Origin of the sequence: Parvibaculum lavamentivorans DS-1, assembly GCF_000017565.1 — a bacterium.
GTDB lineage: Bacteria > Pseudomonadota > Alphaproteobacteria > Parvibaculales > Parvibaculaceae > Parvibaculum > Parvibaculum lavamentivorans.
On record NC_009719.1, the window covers coordinates 3046302 to 3067745 of the forward strand.

The 21444-nt window shown below is 60.1% G+C and carries 21 protein-coding genes and 1 tRNA gene; 18 read left to right on the forward strand and 4 right to left on the reverse strand.

Annotated elements, in window-relative coordinates; genetic code table 11:
* Positions 1-9: 9 nt before the first annotated feature.
* Complete coding sequence (gene ruvX, locus PLAV_RS14425) at positions 10-480, reverse strand: Holliday junction resolvase RuvX (protein WP_041536036.1); 471 nt, start codon at positions 478-480, stop codon at positions 10-12.
* A gap of 208 nt (positions 481-688) precedes the next feature.
* On the opposite strand from ruvX, the gene gatC reads away from it, so the two are divergent.
* From gatC to PLAV_RS14485, 12 genes are all read left to right on the forward strand, one after another.
* Positions 689-976 carry an Asp-tRNA(Asn)/Glu-tRNA(Gln) amidotransferase subunit GatC gene (gene gatC, locus PLAV_RS14430; protein WP_041536037.1) on the forward strand — a complete coding sequence of 96 codons (288 nt, stop codon included), beginning with the start codon at positions 689-691 and terminating at the stop codon, positions 974-976.
* 3 nt (positions 977-979) lie between these two features.
* Positions 980-2458 carry an Asp-tRNA(Asn)/Glu-tRNA(Gln) amidotransferase subunit GatA gene (gene gatA, locus PLAV_RS14435; protein ID WP_012111764.1) on the forward strand — a complete coding sequence of 493 codons (1479 nt, stop codon included), beginning with the start codon at positions 980-982 and terminating at the stop codon, positions 2456-2458.
* On the forward strand, positions 2455-3972 hold the full coding sequence (gene gatB / locus PLAV_RS14440) for an Asp-tRNA(Asn)/Glu-tRNA(Gln) amidotransferase subunit GatB (RefSeq protein ID WP_012111765.1): 1518 nt from the start codon (positions 2455-2457) through the stop codon (positions 3970-3972). Before gatA ends, gatB begins: the two co-directional genes overlap by 4 nt.
* 219 nt (positions 3973-4191) lie before the next feature.
* Positions 4192-4668 (forward strand): histone H1-like repetitive region-containing protein, encoded by a 477-nt coding sequence (locus PLAV_RS14445; RefSeq protein WP_012111766.1) that lies wholly within the window; start codon positions 4192-4194, stop codon positions 4666-4668.
* A gap of 9 nt (positions 4669-4677) precedes the next feature.
* A complete protein-coding gene (locus PLAV_RS14450; protein ID WP_012111767.1) occupies positions 4678-5469 on the forward strand; it encodes a glutathione S-transferase N-terminal domain-containing protein in 792 nt (263 codons plus the stop codon).
* 111 nt (positions 5470-5580) lie between these two features.
* Complete coding sequence (locus tag PLAV_RS14455; protein WP_012111768.1) at positions 5581-5922, forward strand: hypothetical protein; 342 nt, start codon at positions 5581-5583, stop codon at positions 5920-5922.
* A 124-nt stretch (positions 5923-6046) separates the two neighbouring features.
* The gene (locus tag PLAV_RS14460) at positions 6047-6679 is read left to right on the forward strand and encodes a glutathione S-transferase N-terminal domain-containing protein (RefSeq protein ID WP_041536038.1); all 633 of its coding nucleotides are present in this window, start codon (positions 6047-6049) and stop codon (positions 6677-6679) included.
* A gap of 176 nt (positions 6680-6855) precedes the next feature.
* Positions 6856-7125, forward strand: a complete 270-nt coding sequence (locus PLAV_RS14465; RefSeq protein ID WP_012111770.1) for an SEL1-like repeat protein — start codon at positions 6856-6858, stop codon at positions 7123-7125.
* Positions 7126-7231: 106 nt separating this feature from the next.
* Positions 7232-8122, forward strand: a complete 891-nt coding sequence (gene tesB, locus PLAV_RS14470) for an acyl-CoA thioesterase II (RefSeq protein WP_012111771.1) — start codon at positions 7232-7234, stop codon at positions 8120-8122.
* 67 nt (positions 8123-8189) lie between these two features.
* Positions 8190-8282: transfer RNA gene (locus tag PLAV_RS14475), tRNA-Ser, on the forward strand.
* A gap of 37 nt (positions 8283-8319) precedes the next feature.
* Complete coding sequence (locus tag PLAV_RS14480) at positions 8320-8934, forward strand: TetR/AcrR family transcriptional regulator (protein WP_012111772.1); 615 nt, start codon at positions 8320-8322, stop codon at positions 8932-8934.
* 55 nt (positions 8935-8989) lie between these two features.
* A complete protein-coding gene (locus tag PLAV_RS14485) occupies positions 8990-9883 on the forward strand; it encodes an alpha/beta hydrolase (protein ID WP_012111773.1) in 894 nt (297 codons plus the stop codon).
* Positions 9884-9905: 22 nt separating this feature from the next.
* Here the strand turns inward: PLAV_RS14485 and PLAV_RS14490 are convergent, their stop codons facing one another.
* Positions 9906-11363 carry an MFS transporter gene (locus tag PLAV_RS14490; protein WP_012111774.1) on the reverse strand — a complete coding sequence of 486 codons (1458 nt, stop codon included), beginning with the start codon at positions 11361-11363 and terminating at the stop codon, positions 9906-9908.
* Positions 11364-11436: 73 nt separating this feature from the next.
* On the opposite strand from PLAV_RS14490, the gene PLAV_RS14495 reads away from it, so the two are divergent.
* The 6 genes from PLAV_RS14495 to PLAV_RS19075 all read left to right on the forward strand — a co-directional run bounded on the left by PLAV_RS14495 (position 11437) and on the right by PLAV_RS19075 (position 18138).
* Complete coding sequence (locus PLAV_RS14495) at positions 11437-12138, forward strand: trimeric intracellular cation channel family protein (protein WP_168713206.1); 702 nt, start codon at positions 11437-11439, stop codon at positions 12136-12138.
* A gap of 219 nt (positions 12139-12357) precedes the next feature.
* Complete coding sequence (locus PLAV_RS14500; RefSeq protein ID WP_012111776.1) at positions 12358-13482, forward strand: mechanosensitive ion channel family protein; 1125 nt, start codon at positions 12358-12360, stop codon at positions 13480-13482.
* Positions 13483-13829: 347 nt separating this feature from the next.
* Positions 13830-14639 carry a glycine/sarcosine N-methyltransferase gene (locus PLAV_RS19915; protein ID WP_012111777.1) on the forward strand — a complete coding sequence of 270 codons (810 nt, stop codon included), beginning with the start codon at positions 13830-13832 and terminating at the stop codon, positions 14637-14639.
* The gene (locus tag PLAV_RS19920; protein ID WP_012111778.1) at positions 14626-15465 is read left to right on the forward strand and encodes an SAM-dependent methyltransferase; all 840 of its coding nucleotides are present in this window, start codon (positions 14626-14628) and stop codon (positions 15463-15465) included. The genes PLAV_RS19915 and PLAV_RS19920 overlap by 14 nt, the downstream gene beginning before the upstream one ends.
* A gap of 168 nt (positions 15466-15633) precedes the next feature.
* Positions 15634-16413, forward strand: a complete 780-nt coding sequence (locus tag PLAV_RS19535) for an SAM-dependent methyltransferase (protein ID WP_143710233.1) — start codon at positions 15634-15636, stop codon at positions 16411-16413.
* Between the two features lie 60 nt (positions 16414-16473).
* Complete coding sequence (locus tag PLAV_RS19075) at positions 16474-18138, forward strand: Na/Pi cotransporter family protein (protein ID WP_012111780.1); 1665 nt, start codon at positions 16474-16476, stop codon at positions 18136-18138.
* 1 nt (position 18139) lies between these two features.
* On the opposite strand, the gene PLAV_RS14525 is transcribed toward PLAV_RS19075, so the two are convergent.
* Together PLAV_RS14525 and PLAV_RS14530 are read right to left on the reverse strand one after the other, a co-directional pair.
* A complete protein-coding gene (locus tag PLAV_RS14525; RefSeq protein ID WP_012111781.1) occupies positions 18140-19012 on the reverse strand; it encodes an alpha/beta fold hydrolase in 873 nt (290 codons plus the stop codon).
* Positions 19013-19090: 78 nt separating this feature from the next.
* Positions 19091-21343 (reverse strand): lytic transglycosylase domain-containing protein, encoded by a 2253-nt coding sequence (locus PLAV_RS14530; protein ID WP_168713207.1) that lies wholly within the window; start codon positions 21341-21343, stop codon positions 19091-19093.
* Positions 21344-21444 lie beyond the last annotated feature (101 nt).

Here is a 21444-nt window from a genome sequence, read left to right on the forward strand (position 1 = left end):
TCGTTTTGCTCAGAGCTTCCGCAGGCGGTCGAGCGCGCCCTGCAGGATGTAGGCGGCGGCCATCTTGTCCACGAGTTCGGCGCGGCGGGCGCGGCTGGCATCGGCGTCGAGCAGGGTGCGGGTGACGGCCATGGTGGAGAGGCGTTCGTCCCAGAAGGCGATGGGCAGATCCGTCAGCTTTTCGAGATTGCGGATGAAGGCGCGGGTGGACTGGCAGCGGGGCCCCTCGGTGCCGTCCATGTTGAGGGGCAAGCCGAAGACGAGGGCGCCGGCGTCATGTTCCTTCGCCAGCGCGATGAGGCGTTCGGCATCGGCGGTGAACTTCGTCCGCCTGATGGTTTCGAGGGGGCTCGCGATCGAAAGGGAGACGTCCGAGAGGGCGAGGCCGATGGTTTTCGACCCAAGATCGACGCCGATCAGGCGCCGGTTGCGGCCCAAGCCTACCTTAAGTTCCGCAAGAGGCTTCAGATTGCCGCTCAAGCGATTGCTTTCCTTGAAAAATCCCGTTCGGGCGGACCATAGGAGAGGGCCGGGAGCGGCGCAATCGGCTATCCACATATATATAGTGCAGTGACGTTGCAGCGCGGGGCCTCGCCTTGTTATGTTCCCTCGCGATTCAACGAGCAAGGGGTGTCCGCAGGCTTCATGCCTCGCCGGCCCCTTTCAGACCACCAACAAAGGCGGACCCATGTCGGTCGATCAGAAAACGGTCCGGCACATCGCCCGGCTTGCGCGGATAGCCGTGCGGGACGATGAGCTGGAAGCGCTGGCCAAGGAACTCAACGGCATTCTCGACTGGGTGGAGCAACTCGGCGAGGTGGACACGTCCGGTGTGGAGCCGATGACGAGCGCCGTTGCCGTCGCCATGAAGATGCGGGACGACGTGGTGGAGGTTCAGAACCTTCAGGCGGAGGTGACGCGCAACGCGCCCGGCTCCGAAGACGGGTTCTACGTGGTGCCGAAGGTGGTGGAGTAAGCGATGAGCGACCTGACAAAACTGACGCTCGCCGGTGCGCGCGACGCGCTGAAGAAGAAAGAGATCACCTCCACGGAGCTGACCGGCGCCTATCTCAAGGAGATGGAGGCGGCTGCGGCGCTCAATGCCTATGTGACGGTGACGGCCGACAAGGCGATGGAGATGGCGAAGGCGTCCGACGCGAAGCTCGCCAAGGGCGAGGGCGGAGCGCTGGAAGGGCTGCCGCTCGGCATCAAGGATCTCTATTGCACCAAGGACGTGCTGACGACAGCATGCAGCCACATTCTCGATGGCTTCAAGCCGGCTTACGAGTCGACGGTAACGAGCAATCTGTGGCGCGATGGGGCCGTCATGCTCGGTAAGCTCAACAATGACGAGTTTGCCATGGGCTCGTCGAACGAGACGAGCCATTACGGCTCCGTCGTCAATCCATGGCGGCGCAAGGGATCGGATGCGAAGCTGGTGCCCGGCGGCTCGTCAGGCGGATCGTCGGCGGCGGTGGCGGCCAATCTCTGCCTCGCGGCGACGGCGACGGATACGGGCGGCTCGATCCGCCAGCCGGCGGCGTTCACGGGCACCGTGGGCCTGAAGCCGACCTATGGACGCTGCTCGCGCTGGGGGATCGTGGCGTTCGCCTCGTCGCTCGACCAAGCGGGGCCGATCGGCCGCGACGTGCGCGACACGGCGATCATGCTGGGTTCCATGGCCGGACATGACGAGAAGGACACGACGAGCGTCGACCGCGCGGTGCCGGACTATGAGGCGGTGCTCGGGCAGAGCATCAAGGGCCTCAGCGTCGGCATTCCGAAGGAATACCGGGTGGACGGCATGCCGGGCGAGATCGACGAGCTCTGGTCGCGCGGCATCGAGTGGCTGAAGGCGGCGGGGGCGACTGTGAAGGAAGTGAGCCTGCCGCACACCAAATACGCGCTGCCGACCTATTACATCGTGGCGCCGGCGGAATGCTCCTCCAACCTCGCGCGCTATGACGGCGTGCGCTACGGGCTGCGCGTGGATGGCCGCGACATCACGGACATGTATGAGAAGACGAGGGCGGCGGGCTTCGGCGCGGAAGTGCGGCGGCGCGTGCTGATGGGCACCTATGTGCTGTCGGCGGGCTATTACGATGCCTATTACCTGAAGGCGCAGAAGGTGCGGTCGCTGATCGCGCAGGACTTTGCGTCTGCGTTCTCCGAGGTGGACGTGCTGCTGACGCCGACGGCGCCTTCGGCGGCCTTCGCCATTGGCGAGAAGAGCGACGATCCGCTGTCTATGTACCTGAACGACGTCTTCACGGTGCCGGTGAACCTTGCCGGGCTGCCGGGGATTTCGGTTCCGGCCGGGCTGTCGGGCGAGGGGCTGCCGCTCGGATTGCAGCTGATCGGACGGACATTCGACGAAGAGACGCTGCTGAAGGCGGCCTATGCAATCGAGCAGGCGGCGGATTTCAAGGCGGCACCCGAAGCGTGGTGGAAAGCATGACAACGATGGTGAGCGATTTCGAGCGCACGATGCGCAAGCGCGAGGCGCGGCCGGAAGACCTGATCAAAGGGCAGACAGGCGACTGGGAGATCATTCTCGGGCTCGAAGTCCATGCCCAGGTGACGTCGAACGCCAAGCTTTTCTCGGCTTCTTCCACCAAGTTCGGCGCGGAACAGAACACGCAGGTGAGCTTCGTGGACGCGGCGATGCCGGGAATGCTGCCGGTCATCAACCGCTACTGCGTGGAACAGGCGGTGCGCACGGGGCTCGGCCTCAAGGCGCAGATCAACCTGCGCTCGGTGTTCGACCGGAAGAACTATTTCTACCCGGACCTGCCGCAGGGCTACCAGATCTCCCAGTACAAGCATCCGATCGTGGGCGAGGGCGAGGTCGTGCTCGACATGAAGGACGGGCGGACGGTGATCGTCGGCATTGAGCGGCTGCATCTGGAACAGGACGCGGGCAAGAGCCTGCACGACCAGCACCCCGCGATGAGCTTCGTCGACCTCAATCGTTCGGGCGTTGCGCTGATGGAGATTGTCTCAAAGCCGGACATGCGTTCCGCAGACGAAGCAAGGGCTTACGTGACGAAGCTGAGAACAATCCTGCGCTATCTCGGTACCTGCGACGGCAACATGGAAGAGGGAAGTCTGCGCGCCGACGTTAATGTTTCTGTGCGAAAGGTCGGCGCCCCGCTCGGCACGCGCTGCGAAATCAAGAACGTGAACTCGATCCGTTTCATCGGGCAGGCGATCGAATACGAAGCGCGGCGGCAGATAGAAATCCTCGAAGAGGGCGGCAAGATCGACCAGGAGACGCGACTTTTCGATCCGAAGACGGGTGAAACGCGCTCGATGCGCTCCAAGGAAGAGGCGCATGACTATCGCTACTTCCCCGATCCCGATCTTCTGCCGCTGGAACTACTGCAGGACGATGTGGACGCCATCCGGACGTCGCTGCCGGAACTGCCGGACGAAAAAAAGGCGCGACTGATCTCCGACTACGGGCTGTCGCCCTACGACGCGACCGTTCTGGTAAGCGAAGGCGCCCGCGCGGACTTCTTCGAGGCGGTTGCAAAAGGGCGCGACGCGAAGCTCGCGGCGAACTGGGTGACGGGCGATTTCTTCGGGGCGCTGAACCGCGAAGGACACTCGATCGAGGACACTCCGGTGACCGCGAAACAGCTCGGAGAGCTCATCGACCTCATCTCCGACGGGACGATCTCGGGGCGAATCGCGAAGCAGGTTTTTGATTCGATGTACAAAACGGGCCGTGACCCGGCCAAAATCGTCGAAGATGAAGGCCTGCAGCAAGTCACGGATTTTGGAGAAATCGAGGCCGCAATCGACGCCGTCATCGCGGCGAACCCCGATAAAGTCGAGCAAACAAAAGTCAAGCCTCAACTTGCGGCGTGGTTTGTCGGCCAAATCATGAAATCCACGTCTGGCAAGGCTAATCCGCGCGTCGTGAATGAAATTCTTGCGCGAAAACTGGGGCTATCGTCCGAAGGCTGACGAAATTTTCCAGGCCTGAAGTGAACCGTTTGTAAACCACTTTCCCGGGAGAGTGGGGCGGGCGCGCTTGCACAAAAACTTTGCATTGTGTTGCCGAGCGCAAATTCGGCGCTCATATTATTCACGTGCGCCTGAGGGGTACGAGGGCGCCAGCAATGTGTGCGTTGCGAGTAAACGAATTGTCGCCAAACGAAACGGCACATCAGGAGCTAGAGAAACATGGCTACCACCACGAAGACGAAAGCTAAGCCGAAGGCCGCTGCGGCCAAAAAGCCGGCTGCCAAGAAGCCTGCTGCGGCGAAGAAGAAGCCCGCCGCGAAGAAGACAGTGAAGAAGCTCGCGGCCAAGACCACCGCAGCGAAGAAGGCCCCGGCCAAGAAGAAGCCGGCAGCGAAGAAGAAGCCCGCTGCCAAGAAGACCGTGAAGAAGGCCGTGGCGAAGAAGACCGTCGCCAAGAAGGCCCCTGCGAAGCGCAAACCCGCAGCGAAGAAGAAGCCGGCTGCGAAGAAGACCGCGGCTCGCAAGCCCGCCGCAAAGAAGACCACTGCGAAAAAGGCGCCCGCCAAGCGGAAGCCTGCGGCGAAGAAGCCGGCTGCAAAGAAGACCGCAGCCAAGAAGGCACCGGCGAAGCGCAAGCCCGCCGCGAAGAAGCCTGCTGCGAAGCGGAAGCCCGCAGCTCGCAAGAAGGCGGCCTAAAGCGCCGCTATGACCGAGAATCGCCGGCCAAAGCCTGCAAGGGCAGCGGCAAAGCATTCTTCAGGTGGGCGGCGTCCCGCGGAAACGCGGGACAAAGCCAAGCCGATCGACATCTATTATTGGCCGACACCAAACGGCTGGAAGATTTCGGTCATGCTTGAAGAATGTCTGCTGCCCTACAGGGTCAGGCCGGTGAATATCGGGATTGGCGACCAGTTCAAGCGGTCCTTTTTGAAGATCGCGCCGAACAATCGGATGCCAGCCATCGTGGACCCTGACGGTCCAGGGGGGAAACCGATTTCGATCTTCGAGTCGGGGGCTATCCTTCAATATCTCGGGCGCAAGACGGGCAAGTTTTATCCCGCCAGCGAACGTACGAGAGTTGAGGTCGACCAATGGCTGTTCTGGCAGATGGCTGGGCTTGGTCCGATGGCGGGCCAAGCCCATCATTTTCGTCAGTATGCCCAGGAAAAAATCCCATACGCGATCAAACGATATACCGACGAGGTAAACCGGCTCTATGGCGTGATGAACAAGCGCCTCAAGGACCGGGACTATCTCGCCGGCCGCTACTCGATCGCGGACATGGCCTGCTGGGGCTGGGTCGTACCCTATAAAAACCAGGGCCAGCAGCTCGACGATTTTCCATTCCTCAAAGACTGGTTTGAGCGGGTTAGCGCCCGTCCGGCGGTCAAACGAGGATTTGCCCTCGGTCGCGAATGGCGCCGGGGCACCATCGGTGACAAGTCGAAAGAGGCCGAAGAGGCTCGCAAGATCCTCTTCGGACAACGCGCACAATAAGGGAGTGGGGCTTAACGTCCCTTCTCCATGTGATAGGCTTGCAGCGCCTCCGGCAAACCGGAGGCGCTGTTTGTCCTTTTGCCGACTGTTTTTCCTGTCCGAGGTTGCCTTATGCGAACATCGCTGATTGCCGCAATTCTCTGCGCCATCGCCGCCGGCGCGGCCTCGGCGGAAACCATCACGGCGACGGGTACGCTGCAGATGAAGGATGCGTATGGCACGGAAAAAGGCTGGGGCCGGACACTGGTACTGCCGCGCGCGGGCAAGGTTGTGCGTGTAATGGATGCCACTTACGGCTTCTCAATCGTGGATGCGGAGGGAGAAACGGTCGCGGATTTTCTGCTGCCGCAACAAGCCGTCGGCTTCGAGCTGGCGGCCGGCAGCTACAGCCTCAAGCCCTATGTCTGCGCCAAGCATCGGCATCATCACGTGGAAGTGACCGTCGAGTACTGACGATCTGCCTCTGCGCCGGCTTTGAAACTCGCAGGCGCACCATCTCCTCCCCATATTGCCGCCATGGACACCCAGCGAGAGCGGCGCGGCGCGCGGCCTCTCGCATATGCGAAAGGCTAGACCGATGATCGATCTTTACACATGGACGACGCCGAATGGCCGCAAGGTCTCCATCATGCTCGAGGAGACGGGGCTTCCCTACGAAGTCCATGCCGTCAACATCGGCAAGAATGAGCAATTCGAACCGGCTTTTCTGAAGATCAGTCCGAACAACCGCATTCCCGCAATCGTGGACCGGGAGGGCGGAGGCGCCGGGCTTTCCGTATTCGAGTCCGGTGCAATCCTGATCTATCTCGCCGAGAAGACGGGCAAGTTTCTCGCGCCTAAGGGCGCGCAGCGCGCCAAGACGCTGGAATGGCTGATGTGGCAAATGGGCGGCGTCGGGCCGATGCTCGGGCAGGCCAACCACTTCATCAACGCGGCGCCAGAGAAAATTCCCTATGCCATCGATCGTTACACTTCCGAAGCGGCGCGCCTCATCAAGGTGCTCGATACGCGGCTTGGCGAAGCCGAATATATGGGCGGCGATTACTCCATTGCCGACATGGCGACATATCCCTGGCTCAAGGTTGCATTTGACTTGATCGCGCAAAGCAAACCCGAAATCGCGGGCGAGGGCCTGAATGTGAGACGCTGGCTCGCCGCGGTCGGCGCGCGGCCGACGGTGGAGCGTGGCATGGCGGTGCCGAAGGTTTGAGGACCTGCGCCTGCTCTCAAAGTTTATTAACGATGGCGCACATGTTTCTCATGGTGAGGCTGGCGTTAACCATTTTTTCAGCGGGGTCATGGAAATTGATTGCGGGGATGGAACGCGATGTTCCGCCGATACGGCAATCACTGGGCTTGAAGCCGATATCCTGAGGAGAAAAGCACATGGCTCGCATGCAACTCGATACGCTCGAGAGAGGCGAGCTTGCCGCCGAAGGTGGCAAGTGTGATGCGCTTTATAATCTGGGGCTGATGTATTCGACCGGAAACGGCGTCGAGGTGGACCTCGTTACGGCTCACAAATGGTTCAACCTGGCGGCGATGCAAGGCAGCCTGCCCGCGCGGACATGCCGGGCGGAACTGACGGTTGAGATGACGCCGGCGCAGATTGCCGAGGCGCAGCGCCAGGCGCGCGAGTGGCTCACCACCCAGTAAAACCGCCTTATTCATTCCTGTTCTTCGGTCCAGCCAAAGCCGGTGACAGCGCCGGCCCTTGCGCTTATGTTCCGCCTTCCGTAGCGCCCGCGCCGCAGGAGAGGCCATGACCGATTCCCCCGAAGCCGATAAAAATGCCGTCGAAGACCTGATCGAACTTCTCGACCTGGAGAGGATCGAGATGAATCTGTTCCGCGGCCACAGCCCGGATGTGAGCTGGCAGCGCGTGTTCGGCGGGCAGGTGATCGGGCAAGCACTCGTGGCTGCCTACCGGACCGTCGAGGAGCGGGTTTGCCATTCTCTTCATGCCTATTTCATCCGTCCGGGCGATCCGAAAGTACCGATCGTCTATGAGGTGGACAGGGCGCGCGACGGCAAGAGCTTCACCACGCGGCGCGTCGTTGCCATCCAGCACGGTAAGCAGATTTTCAACCTGGCGGCCTCTTTCCAGTCGCCCGAGACGGGTTTCGAGCATCAGAGCACGATGCCGGACGTGCCGCAGCCGGAAGACCTGCCGAACGAACGGGAGCTGCGGCGCGCGATTGAATCGCGCCTCCCCCCCGAAATCGCGAAGCACTTCTCCAGACCGAGACCCATTGAGATCCGCCCGGTCAATCCGCAGGACTATATCGATCCGGAACCAATGGAGCCGTTCCAGCATGTCTGGTTTCGCGCGCGCAAAAGCGTCGGCGACGATGTGGCGTTGAACCAGTGCATCGTGGCCTATGCCTCCGACATGACGCTGCTCGACACATGCATCCGGCCCCACGGCGTAAGCTGGGTGTCGGGAAAGCTGCAGTCTGCCAGCCTCGACCATGCCATGTGGTTCCATGCGCCGTTTCGCAGCGATGAGTGGCTGCTCTATACCCAGGACAGTCCCAGCGCGTCCGGGGCACGCGGCTTCAACCGGGGCAGCCTCTATACGCGGGACGGCAAGCTTGTCGCCTCTGTGGCGCAGGAAGGGCTTATTCGCTACCACGGCAAGCCGAAAGCCTGACCTGACGCCTGATACCCGCGGAATCGCGCTTGATGCGGCGCGCAATCTTGGGCATACACGGGGAGCCGGAGAGGTGGCCGAGTGGCTGAAGGCGGCGGTTTGCTAAACCGTTGTACAGTGTAAAGCTGTACCGTGGGTTCGAATCCCATCCTCTCCGCCATTTTCCAGTCCATGTCAGACAAGTCGAACCGGATTCCATGACCGTAAGCGGCAAATCGGGGCCGGGACGCCCGCGCGATCAGGCCGCGGATGCCGCGATCCTCGGGGCCGCGCTCGAGATTTTCATAGAGCGGGGCGCGGCGGGTACGACGGTCGAAGAAGTAGCGAAGCGAGCCGGCGTCGCCCGCACCACGCTTTACCGGCGGTGGACGTCCAAGAATGAATTGCTGGCCGATGCGGTCGCGTCCGTGCGGCTGGCGACCGAGGCGGCAGCGGATGACTGGCGCGGATTGTCGCTGCCGGATGTTCTCAAGCTGACGATCAAAGAAGTGCCGCGCTTGATGGCGCAGCCGATGGCACGGCCGCTGGCGGCGCAACTTCTGGCCGCGCCTGAGCTTTTCAAAATCTACTATGACGGCGTTCTGGCGCCGCGCATGGCGGCGTTCCAGTTGCTGCTCGACCAGGCGCAACGCGACGGCCTCATTCCCCGCTCCGTCGATACGAAGATGCTGCATGCGATGATGGCGGGTGCATTCACAAATCTGCTGCTGCTGCGAACCGAGCCGCCAACCGAGGCTCAGGCCCGCGCCTATCTGAGGCGGCTGGTGGCGGCACTCGGGCTCAAGGAGATTTTGCGCCAGGGTGCCCCTTGAAGGCTTTAATACGATACATATCTGTATCGTATTAATAGGGCCAGGAGGTAGGCGAATGGGGACGCGGCGGCCAGTTTCGTTCAAATCCGGGAAGTGGACGCTCAAGGGATACCTGCATGAGCCGGCAGGGGCACCGCCATTTGCCTGCCTCGTCATGTGCCATGGCTTCAGCGGGACGATGGATCGGCTGCAGGACCATGCAGCGGCTTTCAGCGAGGCGGGTTTCGCGGTGCTCACTTTCGACTACCGGAATTTCGGCGAGAGCGGCGGGAAGCCCAGGCAGGTGATTTCGATCGAGCGGCAGCTCAACGACATCGCAGCGGCCATTGCTTTCGTCAGGGCACAGAGCAATATCGACAGCGGGAAAGTTGTGCTGTGGGGCTCGTCGCTTGGCGGCGGGCATGTGGTTGTCGCTGCCGCGCGTGACAAACGCGTAGCAGCGGTGATTTCCCAAGTACCCTTTAACGGTTTTCCGAAGAAGGTGGAGGGAATGACCGCCGGGCGCCGAAGGCAGATCGTTGGAGCCATGCTGAAAGACTGGTTGCGCGGCAAGCTGGGGCTTTCACCGGTCTACATGGCCGCTGTGGGCCATAAAGGAGAATTTGCGGTTATGGCGTCAGACGATGCGGCCGCTGCCGTCGAAGCGATGAGCGGAGGAGGCGCTACGACCTGGCAAAATAAGGTGGCGCCGCGCATTCTGCTGGAAATGGTCTTCTACAAGCCGGGAAATTTTGCGCCGTTTGTATCTGCACCGCTGCTGGTTTGCATGGCGGAAGGCGACAAGGAGACGCCGCCGGAAACCGTGCGCGAGCTTGCGGAAAAGGCGCCGCGTGGCGAGCTTCGCCGCTATCCCATCCGCCACTTCGAAATATACAGAGAGGATATTCGAGACATGGTGCTGCGGGATCAGATCGCCTTTCTCAAGACGCATCTTTTTGTCGCTGGATAGTTCTGCTCCCCCGAAACCTCCTTCACGCGAGGTCTGAGGTGGCTGCCGCTCGTGCGGCGAGGGCGGCGCGGATTTCGGCGTGGCGTGCCCGGGTGATCCGGTATTTCCGGATCAGGCTGGCAGGAATGAGATAAAGGAGGGGAACGAGGATGCCCACCACAAGGCCGAGATGAAAAACCTTGTCCGGGGTTATCTCCGCCGGGGCCAGTTGCGTGGGAAATGCGATCATCGTGATGACCAATCCGCCGACAAGAACGCCGAGGCCCGATGTCGCCTTGCCGGAGAATGACAGAGCGGCATTGAACATCGCCTCCTGACGCTGGCCGGTGTTGAGTTCATGCTCGTCCAGCAGGTCGGCGATGATCGATGCACCGATGATGCCCTGGATGACGGCGATGCCGGCGGAAAGCGCGCCGGCACAGACGAGGATTACGAGCAGAAGCGGATCGCCATTCTCCGGCAGAATACCCATGAAGCGGAGAAGAACCAGGATGATCCCGTCCGCGAGGCCGATTATCGCGCAGGTGAAAAGTATCTGCTTCTTCTCCCAGCGGCGCTGAACGATGGCGACGAGAGGAAACGCCAAGACGGCGCCCAAGGCCGAAAAGGCGAACCATCGGAGATGTTCTCCCGACAAGCCCCAGAAAAATGTCATCATGTAGATGCCGATATTCGCCGTCGTGCCGCCGATCGCGCCGATCATCAACAGGATCACGAAAATCAGTGCGAACTGGTCGTAGCGCAACGCCGCCCCGAGCTCGCGCAGGATTTGCACAAAGCCGAAGGCGGGCGGAGCGTCGGCATGCTTGCGCAGATAGGGGATTTCGCGCCAGGTGAGGAGCGTTGTGGCGAGGGCGCCAGATGCCATGAGGCAGCCTGCGAGGGCCGCCATGGCGGGGTATCCAGCCGGATTGAGCTGGCCGACAGGATAGGCTTCGGTGCTCACCATGAATACGCTGAAGACGATGAGGGGAAATGACACACCGACGGTCCAGCCGATCGCGAAGCGATAGGCCATGACAGAGGTGCGCTCCACATAATCGTCGGACAGTTCCGCGGCGATGGCGGCCCATGGCACGAAGTAGAGGGTCATAAAGCCGCGCGTCAGTATCGTGAAGGTCAGCAGCCAGCCGAAGAGGCCGGCCGGCCCGAGACCGGCAGGCGGTACGAAGACGGCGAAGAGACACAGGCCGAGCGGTATCGATGCGATCAGCATAAGGGGGTGGCGGCGGCCCCAGCGGGTGTGAAGATTGTCCGACAGGGTCGCCACCATCGGGTCCGTGACGGCATCGAAGACGATGGCGATGGCCAAGGCGACAGAGACCATGAAGGCGTCGACACCGAGCACCTGATTGTAGAAAAGCAGGGTGAAGGTATTGAACACCCAATTCTTGATGGTATCGGGCACTGCTCCGATGCCCTGGCTGAGCTTGGTCCGGACGCCGAGCTTGCCGTGGCGGATGCTGCGTTCGTAACGCATATGACCTTCTAGGATAATTTCTGTGCGGAGGAGAGTAGCGGGGCACGGAGCGTGCGGGCAAGGAGGCATTCTCTTGTCCGGTGCGGTGCAGCATGCCGAAGTCCACGGCTGGCATTTGCCTTTGCCACCGCATAGATTTGGCTGCATGACCCATGTCGAAATCCTCATGTTGCTGCAGTTCATCGGTATTGCCGCCTTCGCGGTTTCGGGGGCGCTTGTCGCCGGAGAACGTCAGATGGATTGGTTCGGCGTCATGGTGCTGGGCGTTATCGTCGCCGTGGGTGGCGGGACCGTGCGCGACCTGTTGCTCGACGTGCCGGTCTTCTGGATGGCGGCCCCGTGGTACGTTTTGCTGGCGGGCTGTGTTGCGCTCGCCACTATTCCTTTTGCGCGCTTTGCGCACCGGGTCAGGCGGCCGGTCGCGATTGCAGATGCCGTAGGACTTGCGGTTTTTGTATCACTCGGCACGCGCAAGGCGCTCGAGATGGAGACGTCAGGCTTCGTCGCTGTCGTTATGGGTGTCATTACAGGCATCGCGGGAGGTGTCATCCGCGATGTGCTGGCGAACCGGACGCCGACTATCCTGCGCAAGGAGGTTTATGCTCTTGCCGCGCTTTGCGGCGCATTGCTGTTTGTGTTTGCAGACTGGATGGGCCTGCCTCCTCTGCTGACATTCTGGATTTCAAGCGGTGTGGTGCTGATAATCCGGCTTCTCGCGATCTTCTACAATTGGTCGATCCCGACGTTGAAGGTCGAACCAGGAGAGCAGGACTGAGCCGGGAGGAACAAGGGGCAGACGTGTGGCGGCGCTGGCCAAGCGGCCTGCCAAGTTCCTTACATGCGGAAGATTTGACGAAACAGTTGCAGCCCAGATGAATGCACTGCGCGGCACGCTCCGGACGATGCCCTTCAAGCTCAAACACCTAGAGCTTGCTCTGGGGATGTAGCGCCCTAGCTCTATTGGCAGAACCCTACCAGATCAACGGAAGCTGCCTTGTCCGACCCCCAAATTTCGCTCTTCTATGAAATTCTTGGTTGGATGCCCGCATGGAGCGCCACGATACTTCTGGTGGCTATGGGGGCGATCTTCGCCATTGTCGCACACGCGATCGCGATCAGAGTGTTCACAACGCTGTTTTCGCAGCGTGCGATTTATGTGCAAACATTGGTGCGCAGAACCCGGCTTCTAACCTGCGCGATTGCGGTTTTTATTGCAGCGTCCCTCGCCATTCAGATGGCCCCGCTTTCGGATGAAAGCCTTTCCGTTATCTCCTCCATTCTGGGTGCCTGCCTTATCGTAATTATCGGCTGGTCCGTGCTGGTGGCGACCCATATCGCTGCCGACATTTACATGGCTCGCTTCGAGCTGGACGTTGCGGACAATCTTCTCGCCCGAAAACATGTGACGCAGCTACGCATCCTTCGCCGTGTAGCGGACACGCTTGTCGTCTTGCTGACGCTGGGCGCGGGGCTGATGTCGTTTGAGTCCGTGCGCCAGTATGGGATCAGTGTTTTTGCCTCGGCAGGTGCTGCGGGCCTTGTGCTGGGATTTGCTGCGCGCCCCGTGCTGGAAAACCTCATTGCGGGCATACAGATCGCCATAACACAGCCCATCCGAATCGACGATGCGGTGGTGGTCGAAGGGGAGTGGGGGTGGATCGAGGAAATAAACGGCACCTATGTTGTGATCCGCATTTGGGACTGGAGGCGGCTGATTGTGCCGCTGTCCTATTTCATCCAGAACCCGTTCACCAACTGGACCAGAGAGAGCGCATCGATCATAGGGACCGTCTATCTTTATACGGATTATAACCTTCCAGTCGACGAGCTAAGGGAGCATCTGAACGAAGTGGCAAAGTCGTCCCCTCTATGGGATGGCAAGGTAGTCAACCTCCAGGTGACGGATGCCGGTGACCGTTCCATCGAAATTCGCGCACTGGTGAGTGCGGCCACTTCACCGCAAGCCTGGGATCTGCGCTGCTATGTACGAGAGAAACTTGTTTCATATTTGCGAGAGCGTCATCCGGATTCTCTACCGCAAGTGCGGTCGCGATATCTCGATGAAGAAAACCTCAACGGGAAGCGCAGGGTAGATGGCGTCGTTGCAGATGAAGCATGATCAAAGAAATCCTTACAGGACGGCGGTTTTTTAATTTTCTTCGGCTTGCGGTTGATACTGACGATCAGCTTTGTTAGCTTGCGTCAGCTGAGAGGGCATATTGCGCGCGGTATCACAAGATGCAGCGCGGTCCCCAGTCGCGTCCTGTGACTCCAGTCACCTTGTCGATGTTTCGTCGGCGTATTTTGGACGCGGCCCGTTTCGTGCGTGTGCGCGGCTTATCTTGCGGGCTTTCGAAACCGAATTCATAGGTTGCCGGCGGCGATTTAGCCGGTGCCGTTTGTGCATTTTGACGGCAGCGCAGACATGCGCGCAGGTCGCCGTCATTCATTCCGGAGGAAGTCATCGTGAAACAACTGAAAAGGGAACAAGAATTTGGCGATGACCCGCTGGCGAGGCGGGAGACGGACAACTACCAGAACGAATATGTCGAGTCGTTCGTAGATAAATGGGACGATCTCATCGATTGGGACAGCCGGGCCGAGAGCGAGGGGCACTTTTTCATCGATATTCTGAAGGAGCGCGGAAAGCACAAGGTGCTGGATGTTGCGACCGGAACGGGCTTCAACTCCGTGCAGCTGCTGAAAGCGGGATTCGACGTTACGAGCGTCGACGGCAATGCCGAGATGCTTTCAAAGGCTTTCGCAAATGCCCGGGATCACAGTTTTGTCATGCAGACGGTTCATGCCGATTGGCGCTGGCTGAACAAGGATGTGCATGGAAAATTCGACGCGATTATCTGCCTTGGCAATTCATTTACGCATCTTTTCGAAGAAAAGGACCGGCGGCGGGCGCTGGCGGAGTTTTATGCGGCGCTGAAGCATGACGGCATTCTCATACTTGATCAGCGCAACTATGACGCGATTCTGGATCACGGATTCAGCTCCAAACACAAATACTACTATTGCGGTGACAAGGTTACGGCTGAACCGGAGCATGTCGATGAGACACTTGCCCGCTTCCGCTACACGTTTCCGGACGACAGCGTCTATCACCTGAACATGTTTCCTCTACGGAAGAATTACACGCGGCGTCTCATGCATGAAATCGGGTTCCAGAAGGTGTCCACCTATGGAGACTTCCAGGACAAGTACAAGGACGAAGACACCGATTTCTTTATTCACGTCGCGGAGAAGACCTACCATGAAGGCGAATAAGTCCAGTGCGGTCGCACAGGCCGAAGCTTACTACGACAGCCCGGACGCAGATTCCTTCTACTTCACGATATGGGGCGGGGAGGATATCCATATCGGGATGTACAAGGACGATAATGAAGCGATCGTTCCGGCAAGCCATCGCAATGACGAAACTCTGGCTTCGATGCTGCAAGGCATCGGTGAAACGTCAAAGGTGCTCGATATCGGTGCAGGTTATGGCGGTGCAGCGCGGCATCTCGCGAAGACACGAGGTTGTCATGTAACGTGTGTCAACATCAGCGAGACGCAGAACAAGCTCAACCGTGAGCTGAACAGGAAAGCGGGACTGGAAGAGCGCGTCGACGTCGTTCATGGCGATTTCGAGAATATTCCTGCGGATGACGAGAGCATGGACGTCGTATGGTCGCAGGACGCGATACTCCACAGCGGGAACCGTCCGCGCGTACTGGATGAGGTCAAGCGCGTATTGAAGCCCGGTGGCCAGTTCATTTTTACCGATCCAATGCAGGCCGATGATTGCCCCGAAGGCGTGTTGCAGCCCATTCTCGATCGCATACATCTGGAAACACTGGGCAGCTTCGATTTCTACGACAGGGAGCTTGGCCGCAGGGATTTCAAGAAGGTCGAAGTCAAGGTACTGACGCATCAGCTGCGGCGGCATTACTGGCGTGTCGGCGAGGAATTGAAGGCGAACTACGAGCGCTTGTCCAAGGGGGCAAGCACGACCTATCTCGACAATATGATCAAAGGACTCGGCCACTGGGTGGACGGAGCAGACAAGGGTTATCTTGCCTGGGGTGTCATGCATTACCGCTTGGCAAAGTGACACGGCGGGCATAGATTTCTCTCGCCCGTCGATGTTCCGGGTGAAGAGGATGAAATGATGACTTCGTTTGTCATGATCGGCGCGTGGTGGACCACCTGAAGGGTGGCCCCGCTCCGTCGTCTGACGACTAACCGGAAAGGCCGCCCCTAATGGAGGCGGCCTTTTCGTTTGCAGAAATTCTCATCGAAAGAGCGCCTTCTCCGGGGTGGCTCCAATGCGCCTGGAGGTGCTGGAAAGATGAGAAAGTTCGAACAAGCCTCACGAAATGAATTCGAGCTGGATGGCGTTGTGCCATGGGGTCGCCGCCTCTGTGAGTATGAGGCATTTCTCGGATTGGAGCGCCTCGGTGACATGTCTCCGATATTGGACGCTGGCGGCGGACCTTCGTCTTTTGCGGCTGAAGCTGCTGCCCGAGGATCGCTTGTGGTTGCGGCCGATCCTTTGTACCGCTTTTCCGGAGCGGAAATCCGGGGAAGATTTGAAGAGGTGGCGCTTGCCATGCGGGCTGGCATGCGCCGTGCCGCATATCGCTTCAAGTGGAGCTATTACCGCTCGGAAGACGCAGTACACGCGCTGAGGAGAGAGGCGCTCAACCTGTTTCTTGCCGATTTTGAAGCGGGGAAAAGGGAAGGGCGCTATATACCGGCCTCGCTGCCCTTTCTGCCTTTTCCGGACAAAGCATTCAGGCTGGCGGTTTCGTCGCATCTACTGTTTCTGTATGGCGACGATCTCGACTTCGCATTTCACCTGGCAGGGATGAAAGAACTTTTGCGGGTGGCAGCTGAGGTGCGGGTGTTTCCGCTCATCAATCTCGATGGCAGGCCATCAAGCCACCTTCCCGGTATCATCGAGGCGCTGTCGGCGGATGGAGCGCGTCCGGAACTGGTGACGGTGCCGTTTGAGTTTCAAGCGGGAGCGACGCGGATGCTCAAAGTGTCGCGCGGGTAGCCCTATCCAACGACGGGAGGAAATTGCGATACTGCACACGGCGAGTGTGAAGGGGACCCCATGAGCATCGAAAGTGTGACCGGTCTTGTCGGCGGCGTCGGCCTCTTTCTGGTGGGCATGTGGCTCATGACGGAAGGGCTGAAGGTTGCGGCGGGCCCCTCGCTGAAAGCCTTGCTTGAGCGATGGACGAACACCCGGCTTAGAGGGCTGGTCTCCGGCTTTGCCGTGACGGCGCTGGTGCAGTCTTCCAGTGCTGTTACGGTCGCTACGATCGGCTTCGTCAACGCGGGGGTGCTGACGCTCAGACAGGCGGTATGGGTAATCTTCGGCAGCAATGTCGGCACTACCATGACCGGATGGATGGTGGCGATCATCGGTTTCAACGTGAATATCGAATTTCTCGCGCTGCCGCTGGTGGGCGTCGGGATGATGGTGCGGTTGACATCCCCGGGGTCTGCACGCGGAGCGTTGGGAGAAGCTCTGACCGGATTCGGCTTGTTCTTCCTCGGGGTGGCGGTACTGAAAGACAGCTTCGGCGGCATAGCGGCAGGGCTTTCTGTCGATGCGCTTTCCGACGGCTTCATGCAGGATTTTTTGTTCGTACTGGCCGGGTTTTTCATCACGGCATTGGCGCAGTCGTCCAGTGCGTCCATTGCGATTGCGCTCTCTGCTGTGTCCAGCGGGTTGATCGGGCTGGAGACGGGAGCCGCCATGGTTATCGGGGCCAATCTCGGCACCACCGTGACGGGGCTTCTCGCCGTTCTCAATGCCACTTCGAACGCCAAGCGGGTGGCGGCCAGTCATCTGATCTTCAATCTTGCGACAGGTGCGATCGCATTTCTCATACTGCCTGGCTTCGTTGCGATCATTTCGTGGCTCGCGGTTACCGAGTTGGCACTTGGTGCGGCAGCCGTTCTCGCGCTCTTTCACACCCTGTTCAATGTTCTGGGGGTCGTACTGTTCTGGGGACTGACCGATCGGCTGATCGCCAAGCTTGAGACGCTATTTGTCTCCGAGGACGAAAACGAAGCCAGAGCGCGGTACCTGGATCAGACGTTGCGGGACGTGCCCTCGCTTGCGGTGCCCAGCCTTTTGCTGGAATTGCAAAGGCTTGAAGCGATTGTAGCGGAAGCAGGAGCGAGTTATTTGCGGGATCCCGCGGGCAAGGCGGCGTATCTACGCCAGAGGTTCCTGGTCGCTTCGCGGCTTGCGGAAACGATCAGGGAATATGCGGCCGACCTGTCGGAAGCGCGATTGCCTACCGGACTGCCGGACGCCCTCGCACATGCGCTGCGCGCCCTGCAGCATTGCAATGGGACAGTACACGAGCTCGAAGCGTTGATGACATATACGGCGACTGAGGCGCGGATGCCGGATAGCGCGCGCCGGGCGCTCGCGGATTACAGGCAGGCCGTGGCCGCTTTTCTGGCTGATCCACAAAACTACGCTGCGCATACCGATGTCGAATGGCTGACGGCGGCGGGAAATCGATTTGAAGGGCAATATCAGGAGATAAAGCAGGTTGTCCTGTCGGCGGCATCGAGAGGCGATTTCGTTTACCTCGCCTATCTCGATGATGCCATGCGCGAGGCAGATCTCATGCGTCGCATCGCCCATCATGCCGTTCGGGGGGCCATGCGTTTGCAGGCGGCGCAGGATATTATTGCTTCCCCTCCCGGCAAGACCCAGCCGGAGGCACCCGAGGCTGTTCAATCCAACGAATAAATCAGGTGATGTCGTTCTGCAGAAACGCGTCGATGGCGGCGAGTACTTCCGGCTCATCGAGGAATGGTGCGTGACCGCGATCCTTCGCGACGATGGTTTTCATCAGGGGATGCTCTTCGGTCATTCGCGCCACGATTTCTGCCGTCAGAAGGTCTGAGTATTCACCTCGAACAACCAGCACAGGCATCTGGGCGAGTGCCTTGAATTGCGGCCACAGGGTTGGAATTTCGCCCTTCGCGGCGTCCATGCCCTTTCGCATGGCGGTCCCTATCTTCGGGTCGTAGTCCATCTTTGGTGCGCCGCTTTCCTCGGCAAATGTGCGGCGGGAGAAAGCACGCCAGTCGTCGCTCGACAGATTTGGAAATTCGCGCTCATTCATCATGCGAAGCTTGACCGCCGCTTCGTCCCAGGTGGCGGGTGTCTCCATGATGCCGACATAGCCGGCGATCCGCTCAATGCCTTTTGGGTCGAGCTCCGGACCAACATCGTTCAGGATCGCGGCCTTGATGACATTCGGGCGAAAGGCGGCAAGCGCCATGATGATGAGGCCGCCGCGCGACGTGCCCACAAAGATCGCTTGCGCAACGCCGGCTGCGGCCATGAGGTCGAGAGTGTCCATCATCTCGTGGGCCGGCGTGTAGTCGGACCAGTTCTGACAATATTCCGAAAGCCCCCTGCCGCGCAGGTCCGGGCAGAGGACACGGTGGCGGGATGAGAGGTGAACCGCCAGCGCTTCGAAGTCCTTTGAATTTCGGGTCAGGCCCGGCAGGCAAATAACCGGCGTACCGGGAGAGGTTCGGTCGCCATAGTCCCGGGCGAAAAGCCGGAGGCCGTCCTGACTGGTATAGAATAGCTCGCGATAGGGAAGCGCCATGGGGGATCAGTCTCCGGACAGCATGTGACGGGGGGATCATGTGCAACCAATGCGGCGGCAGCAAGATGGCTCGCTGCTTTAACGAACCGTAGTCGACGCGCGCCCATCTTCCGCTTCGACAACAGGTGCCATCCTCACGGAGCCAGGTGGTGCGACCGGGGCGGGTGCATTCGCGGCGGGTGTGGTCATGGCTGGCGCTGCGGAAGGAGGCGCGAGGGGAACATTGGTCAGGCGTGGTGTGGGCGCCGGAGTCGAGATCGGTGCGCCGGTATGACGACGCAAGTCCTCGTCGATACGGACGGGTTCGACATCGCCGCTCAGGCGGCTGCGGTAAACTTCCATGTTCTCGATGACACGTTGCACGTAGTTGCGTGTCTCGGAGAAGGGAATGCTCTCGATCCAGTCGATGGGATCAACAGCGGTCGAGCGCGGGTCGCCATATTGGGTGACCCATTGGCGTACACGAGAGGAGCCGGCGTTGTAGGCGGCAATGCTCATGATGTAGGAGCCACCGAACTCGTTCTCTACAAGATCGCCGAGATGGGCGGCGCCAAGGGTGGCGTTGTAGACGGGATCGGTAAGCTTGGCCGGAGAATAGGGAAGGCCGACCTGCTTTGCCACCATGCGTGCCGTCGTCGGCATAAGCTGCATGATGCCGCGAGCACCCGCCGGGCTCAGCGCCTGAGGATCGAACTCGCTTTCCTGACGCGAAAGACCATAAACCAGCGCCTTTTCGACGGGCGGCCCCCTGTGTGTCCATTGCGGCATTGCAGCCGTCGGGTAGGCATAGCCAGGCAATACAATGTTGCGGAGCGATGTGGCCTTTGCCATGCGGAGCGAGAGTTTCTGATCGCCGGACTTCAGGGCCATTTCGGACAGGGCGGCCAGTTCCTCGGGATCATCGATGATGTCTGCGAGATGCAACATGAAGACCCAGCGCTGCTGTTGCCGATCGAGATCCTGCAGGATGTTCGCAACATGGACCAGCTCGCGTTTTGCAAAGCGCGTTTTGGCATCGGCGGAATGTGCCGGGTCGTTCGGTAGGCGAAGCTTGCCGTCGCCGCCCGTGGAGCCGAGAGCGGCCGTGGCGAGCTGCCCATAGAAGGTGGTGGGATAAGCGGCTGCGGCACGGTAGTAGGCGGTTGCTTCATCTTTACGTCCCGCAGCAGATGCGGCCCGGCCGGACCAATACTCGGCGCGTGATTTGCTGATCGGCGTGGACACGCCCGCGCCCAGCTTTTTGAAGTGAGCAAGTGCGGTGTCCGCCTTGTTCAGATATTGAAGCGCGAGCCAGCCGGCCATGAATTCCGCTTCCGCGAAACCCACGCCTTCGGTAAGACCGCTGCCTGCGGAAATCTTGTAAGCCTCGGCATAGAGGCCATCCGACATGGCCTTGCGGGCGAGAATTTTGCGCTCGACCCACCAGCTGTCGGGCCGGACCATCTTGTGAGGTTCGGTCGGTGCGGTAAGGAGCAGCGGCAAGGCCGTATGGTCGTTACCCCTGCGGCGTTCATACCGAACCTGATCATACAGAAGGCCGGGATCGGCGCGGAGTGCGGGGGGAACCTGAGAAAGGGCCGCTTGAGCCTTGCTCGAGCCGGAAATGAGCTGGATGCGAGCATCGGCAAGTGCGCGCACTTCGGCTCCCATCAACGCAGCCGTCGTTTGCGCGTCGCCTGTCCGCTGCTCCCACAAGAGACGTGCAAGCCTTGATTGCTGCGCGTCTGCCGTCAGATATTTCCCGAAAGATTTGAGTATTTCCTGTTGGCGGCGAGTGGAAAAATCATTCTCGATCCATGCTTTGCGAATCCATTCAGCGCCCTCTTTTTCGCGGCCAGCCTCGACCAGGGTTTTGCCATAGCGGATGCGTCCCTCGCCGGTTTGGGGAGGATTGGCGCTAAACCAGGCAATTACATCGTCGGCGGACATGGGATAAGAGAGGAGTGCTGTTTCGGCCCGAAGAGCCAGCACATGACGGCGCGGCCAGTCGTGGTTTTGCTCTCGAAAGGCGACCAGTTCTGCAAAAGTGGCATTACTGCTATCGGCGATGAGCCGCGTCCAGGTGACGAGTTTGATCGCAGCCGGATCGGAGACCCCGGCCATATGCCGGCTGGCGGCGCTCCAGTTGCCTCGGTCCGCTTCAGACAGGGCGTTGCGTAGCGCCGCGAGTTCAGCGGCGCCCAGGCGGGATAGGGTGTTGCCGGGAGTTGCGGCTGCGGTGGGAGCGCTAGATACCACCGAGAGGCGTGCGGGCGGATCGCCTGCGTCGGGCCGGGGTATGGGCAAGGTGGAAGCGCCGGCTTCAGCGCATAAGGCGAAGCTCGCCGCCACGAGGGCAGCCAGAACGGGGAAATAACTCAACCGGGACGAATAGCCCACCTGCAAAACCCGAAAAATCCGAAGTTCCCGATCCGCCCGAGGCTTCTCCTGAT

What these genes read in the sequence shown, in the direction of transcription:
- PLAV_RS14525 (WP_012111781.1), bottom strand. Translation starts at nt 19,012, where the DNA reads ATGGCGCTTCCCTATCGCGAGCTATTCTATACCAGTCAGGACGGCCTC.
- PLAV_RS14465 (WP_012111770.1), top strand. Translation starts at nt 6,856, where the DNA reads ATGGCTCGCATGCAACTCGATACGCTCGAGAGAGGCGAGCTTGCCGCC.
- PLAV_RS14490 (WP_012111774.1), bottom strand. Translation starts at nt 11,363, where the DNA reads ATGCGTTACGAACGCAGCATCCGCCACGGCAAGCTCGGCGTCCGGACC.
- tesB (WP_012111771.1), top strand. Translation starts at nt 7,232, where the DNA reads ATGACCGATTCCCCCGAAGCCGATAAAAATGCCGTCGAAGACCTGATC.
- gatC (WP_041536037.1), top strand. Translation starts at nt 689, where the DNA reads ATGTCGGTCGATCAGAAAACGGTCCGGCACATCGCCCGGCTTGCGCGG.
- gatA (WP_012111764.1), top strand. Translation starts at nt 980, where the DNA reads ATGAGCGACCTGACAAAACTGACGCTCGCCGGTGCGCGCGACGCGCTG.
- PLAV_RS14460 (WP_041536038.1), top strand. Translation starts at nt 6,047, where the DNA reads ATGATCGATCTTTACACATGGACGACGCCGAATGGCCGCAAGGTCTCC.
- PLAV_RS14455 (WP_012111768.1), top strand. Translation starts at nt 5,581, where the DNA reads ATGCGAACATCGCTGATTGCCGCAATTCTCTGCGCCATCGCCGCCGGC.
- PLAV_RS14480 (WP_012111772.1), top strand. Translation starts at nt 8,320, where the DNA reads ATGACCGTAAGCGGCAAATCGGGGCCGGGACGCCCGCGCGATCAGGCC.
- PLAV_RS14485 (WP_012111773.1), top strand. Translation starts at nt 8,990, where the DNA reads ATGGGGACGCGGCGGCCAGTTTCGTTCAAATCCGGGAAGTGGACGCTC.
- PLAV_RS19075 (WP_012111780.1), top strand. Translation starts at nt 16,474, where the DNA reads ATGAGCATCGAAAGTGTGACCGGTCTTGTCGGCGGCGTCGGCCTCTTT.
- gatB (WP_012111765.1), top strand. Translation starts at nt 2,455, where the DNA reads ATGACAACGATGGTGAGCGATTTCGAGCGCACGATGCGCAAGCGCGAG.
- PLAV_RS14450 (WP_012111767.1), top strand. Translation starts at nt 4,678, where the DNA reads ATGACCGAGAATCGCCGGCCAAAGCCTGCAAGGGCAGCGGCAAAGCAT.
- PLAV_RS14445 (WP_012111766.1), top strand. Translation starts at nt 4,192, where the DNA reads ATGGCTACCACCACGAAGACGAAAGCTAAGCCGAAGGCCGCTGCGGCC.
- PLAV_RS19920 (WP_012111778.1), top strand. Translation starts at nt 14,626, where the DNA reads ATGAAGGCGAATAAGTCCAGTGCGGTCGCACAGGCCGAAGCTTACTAC.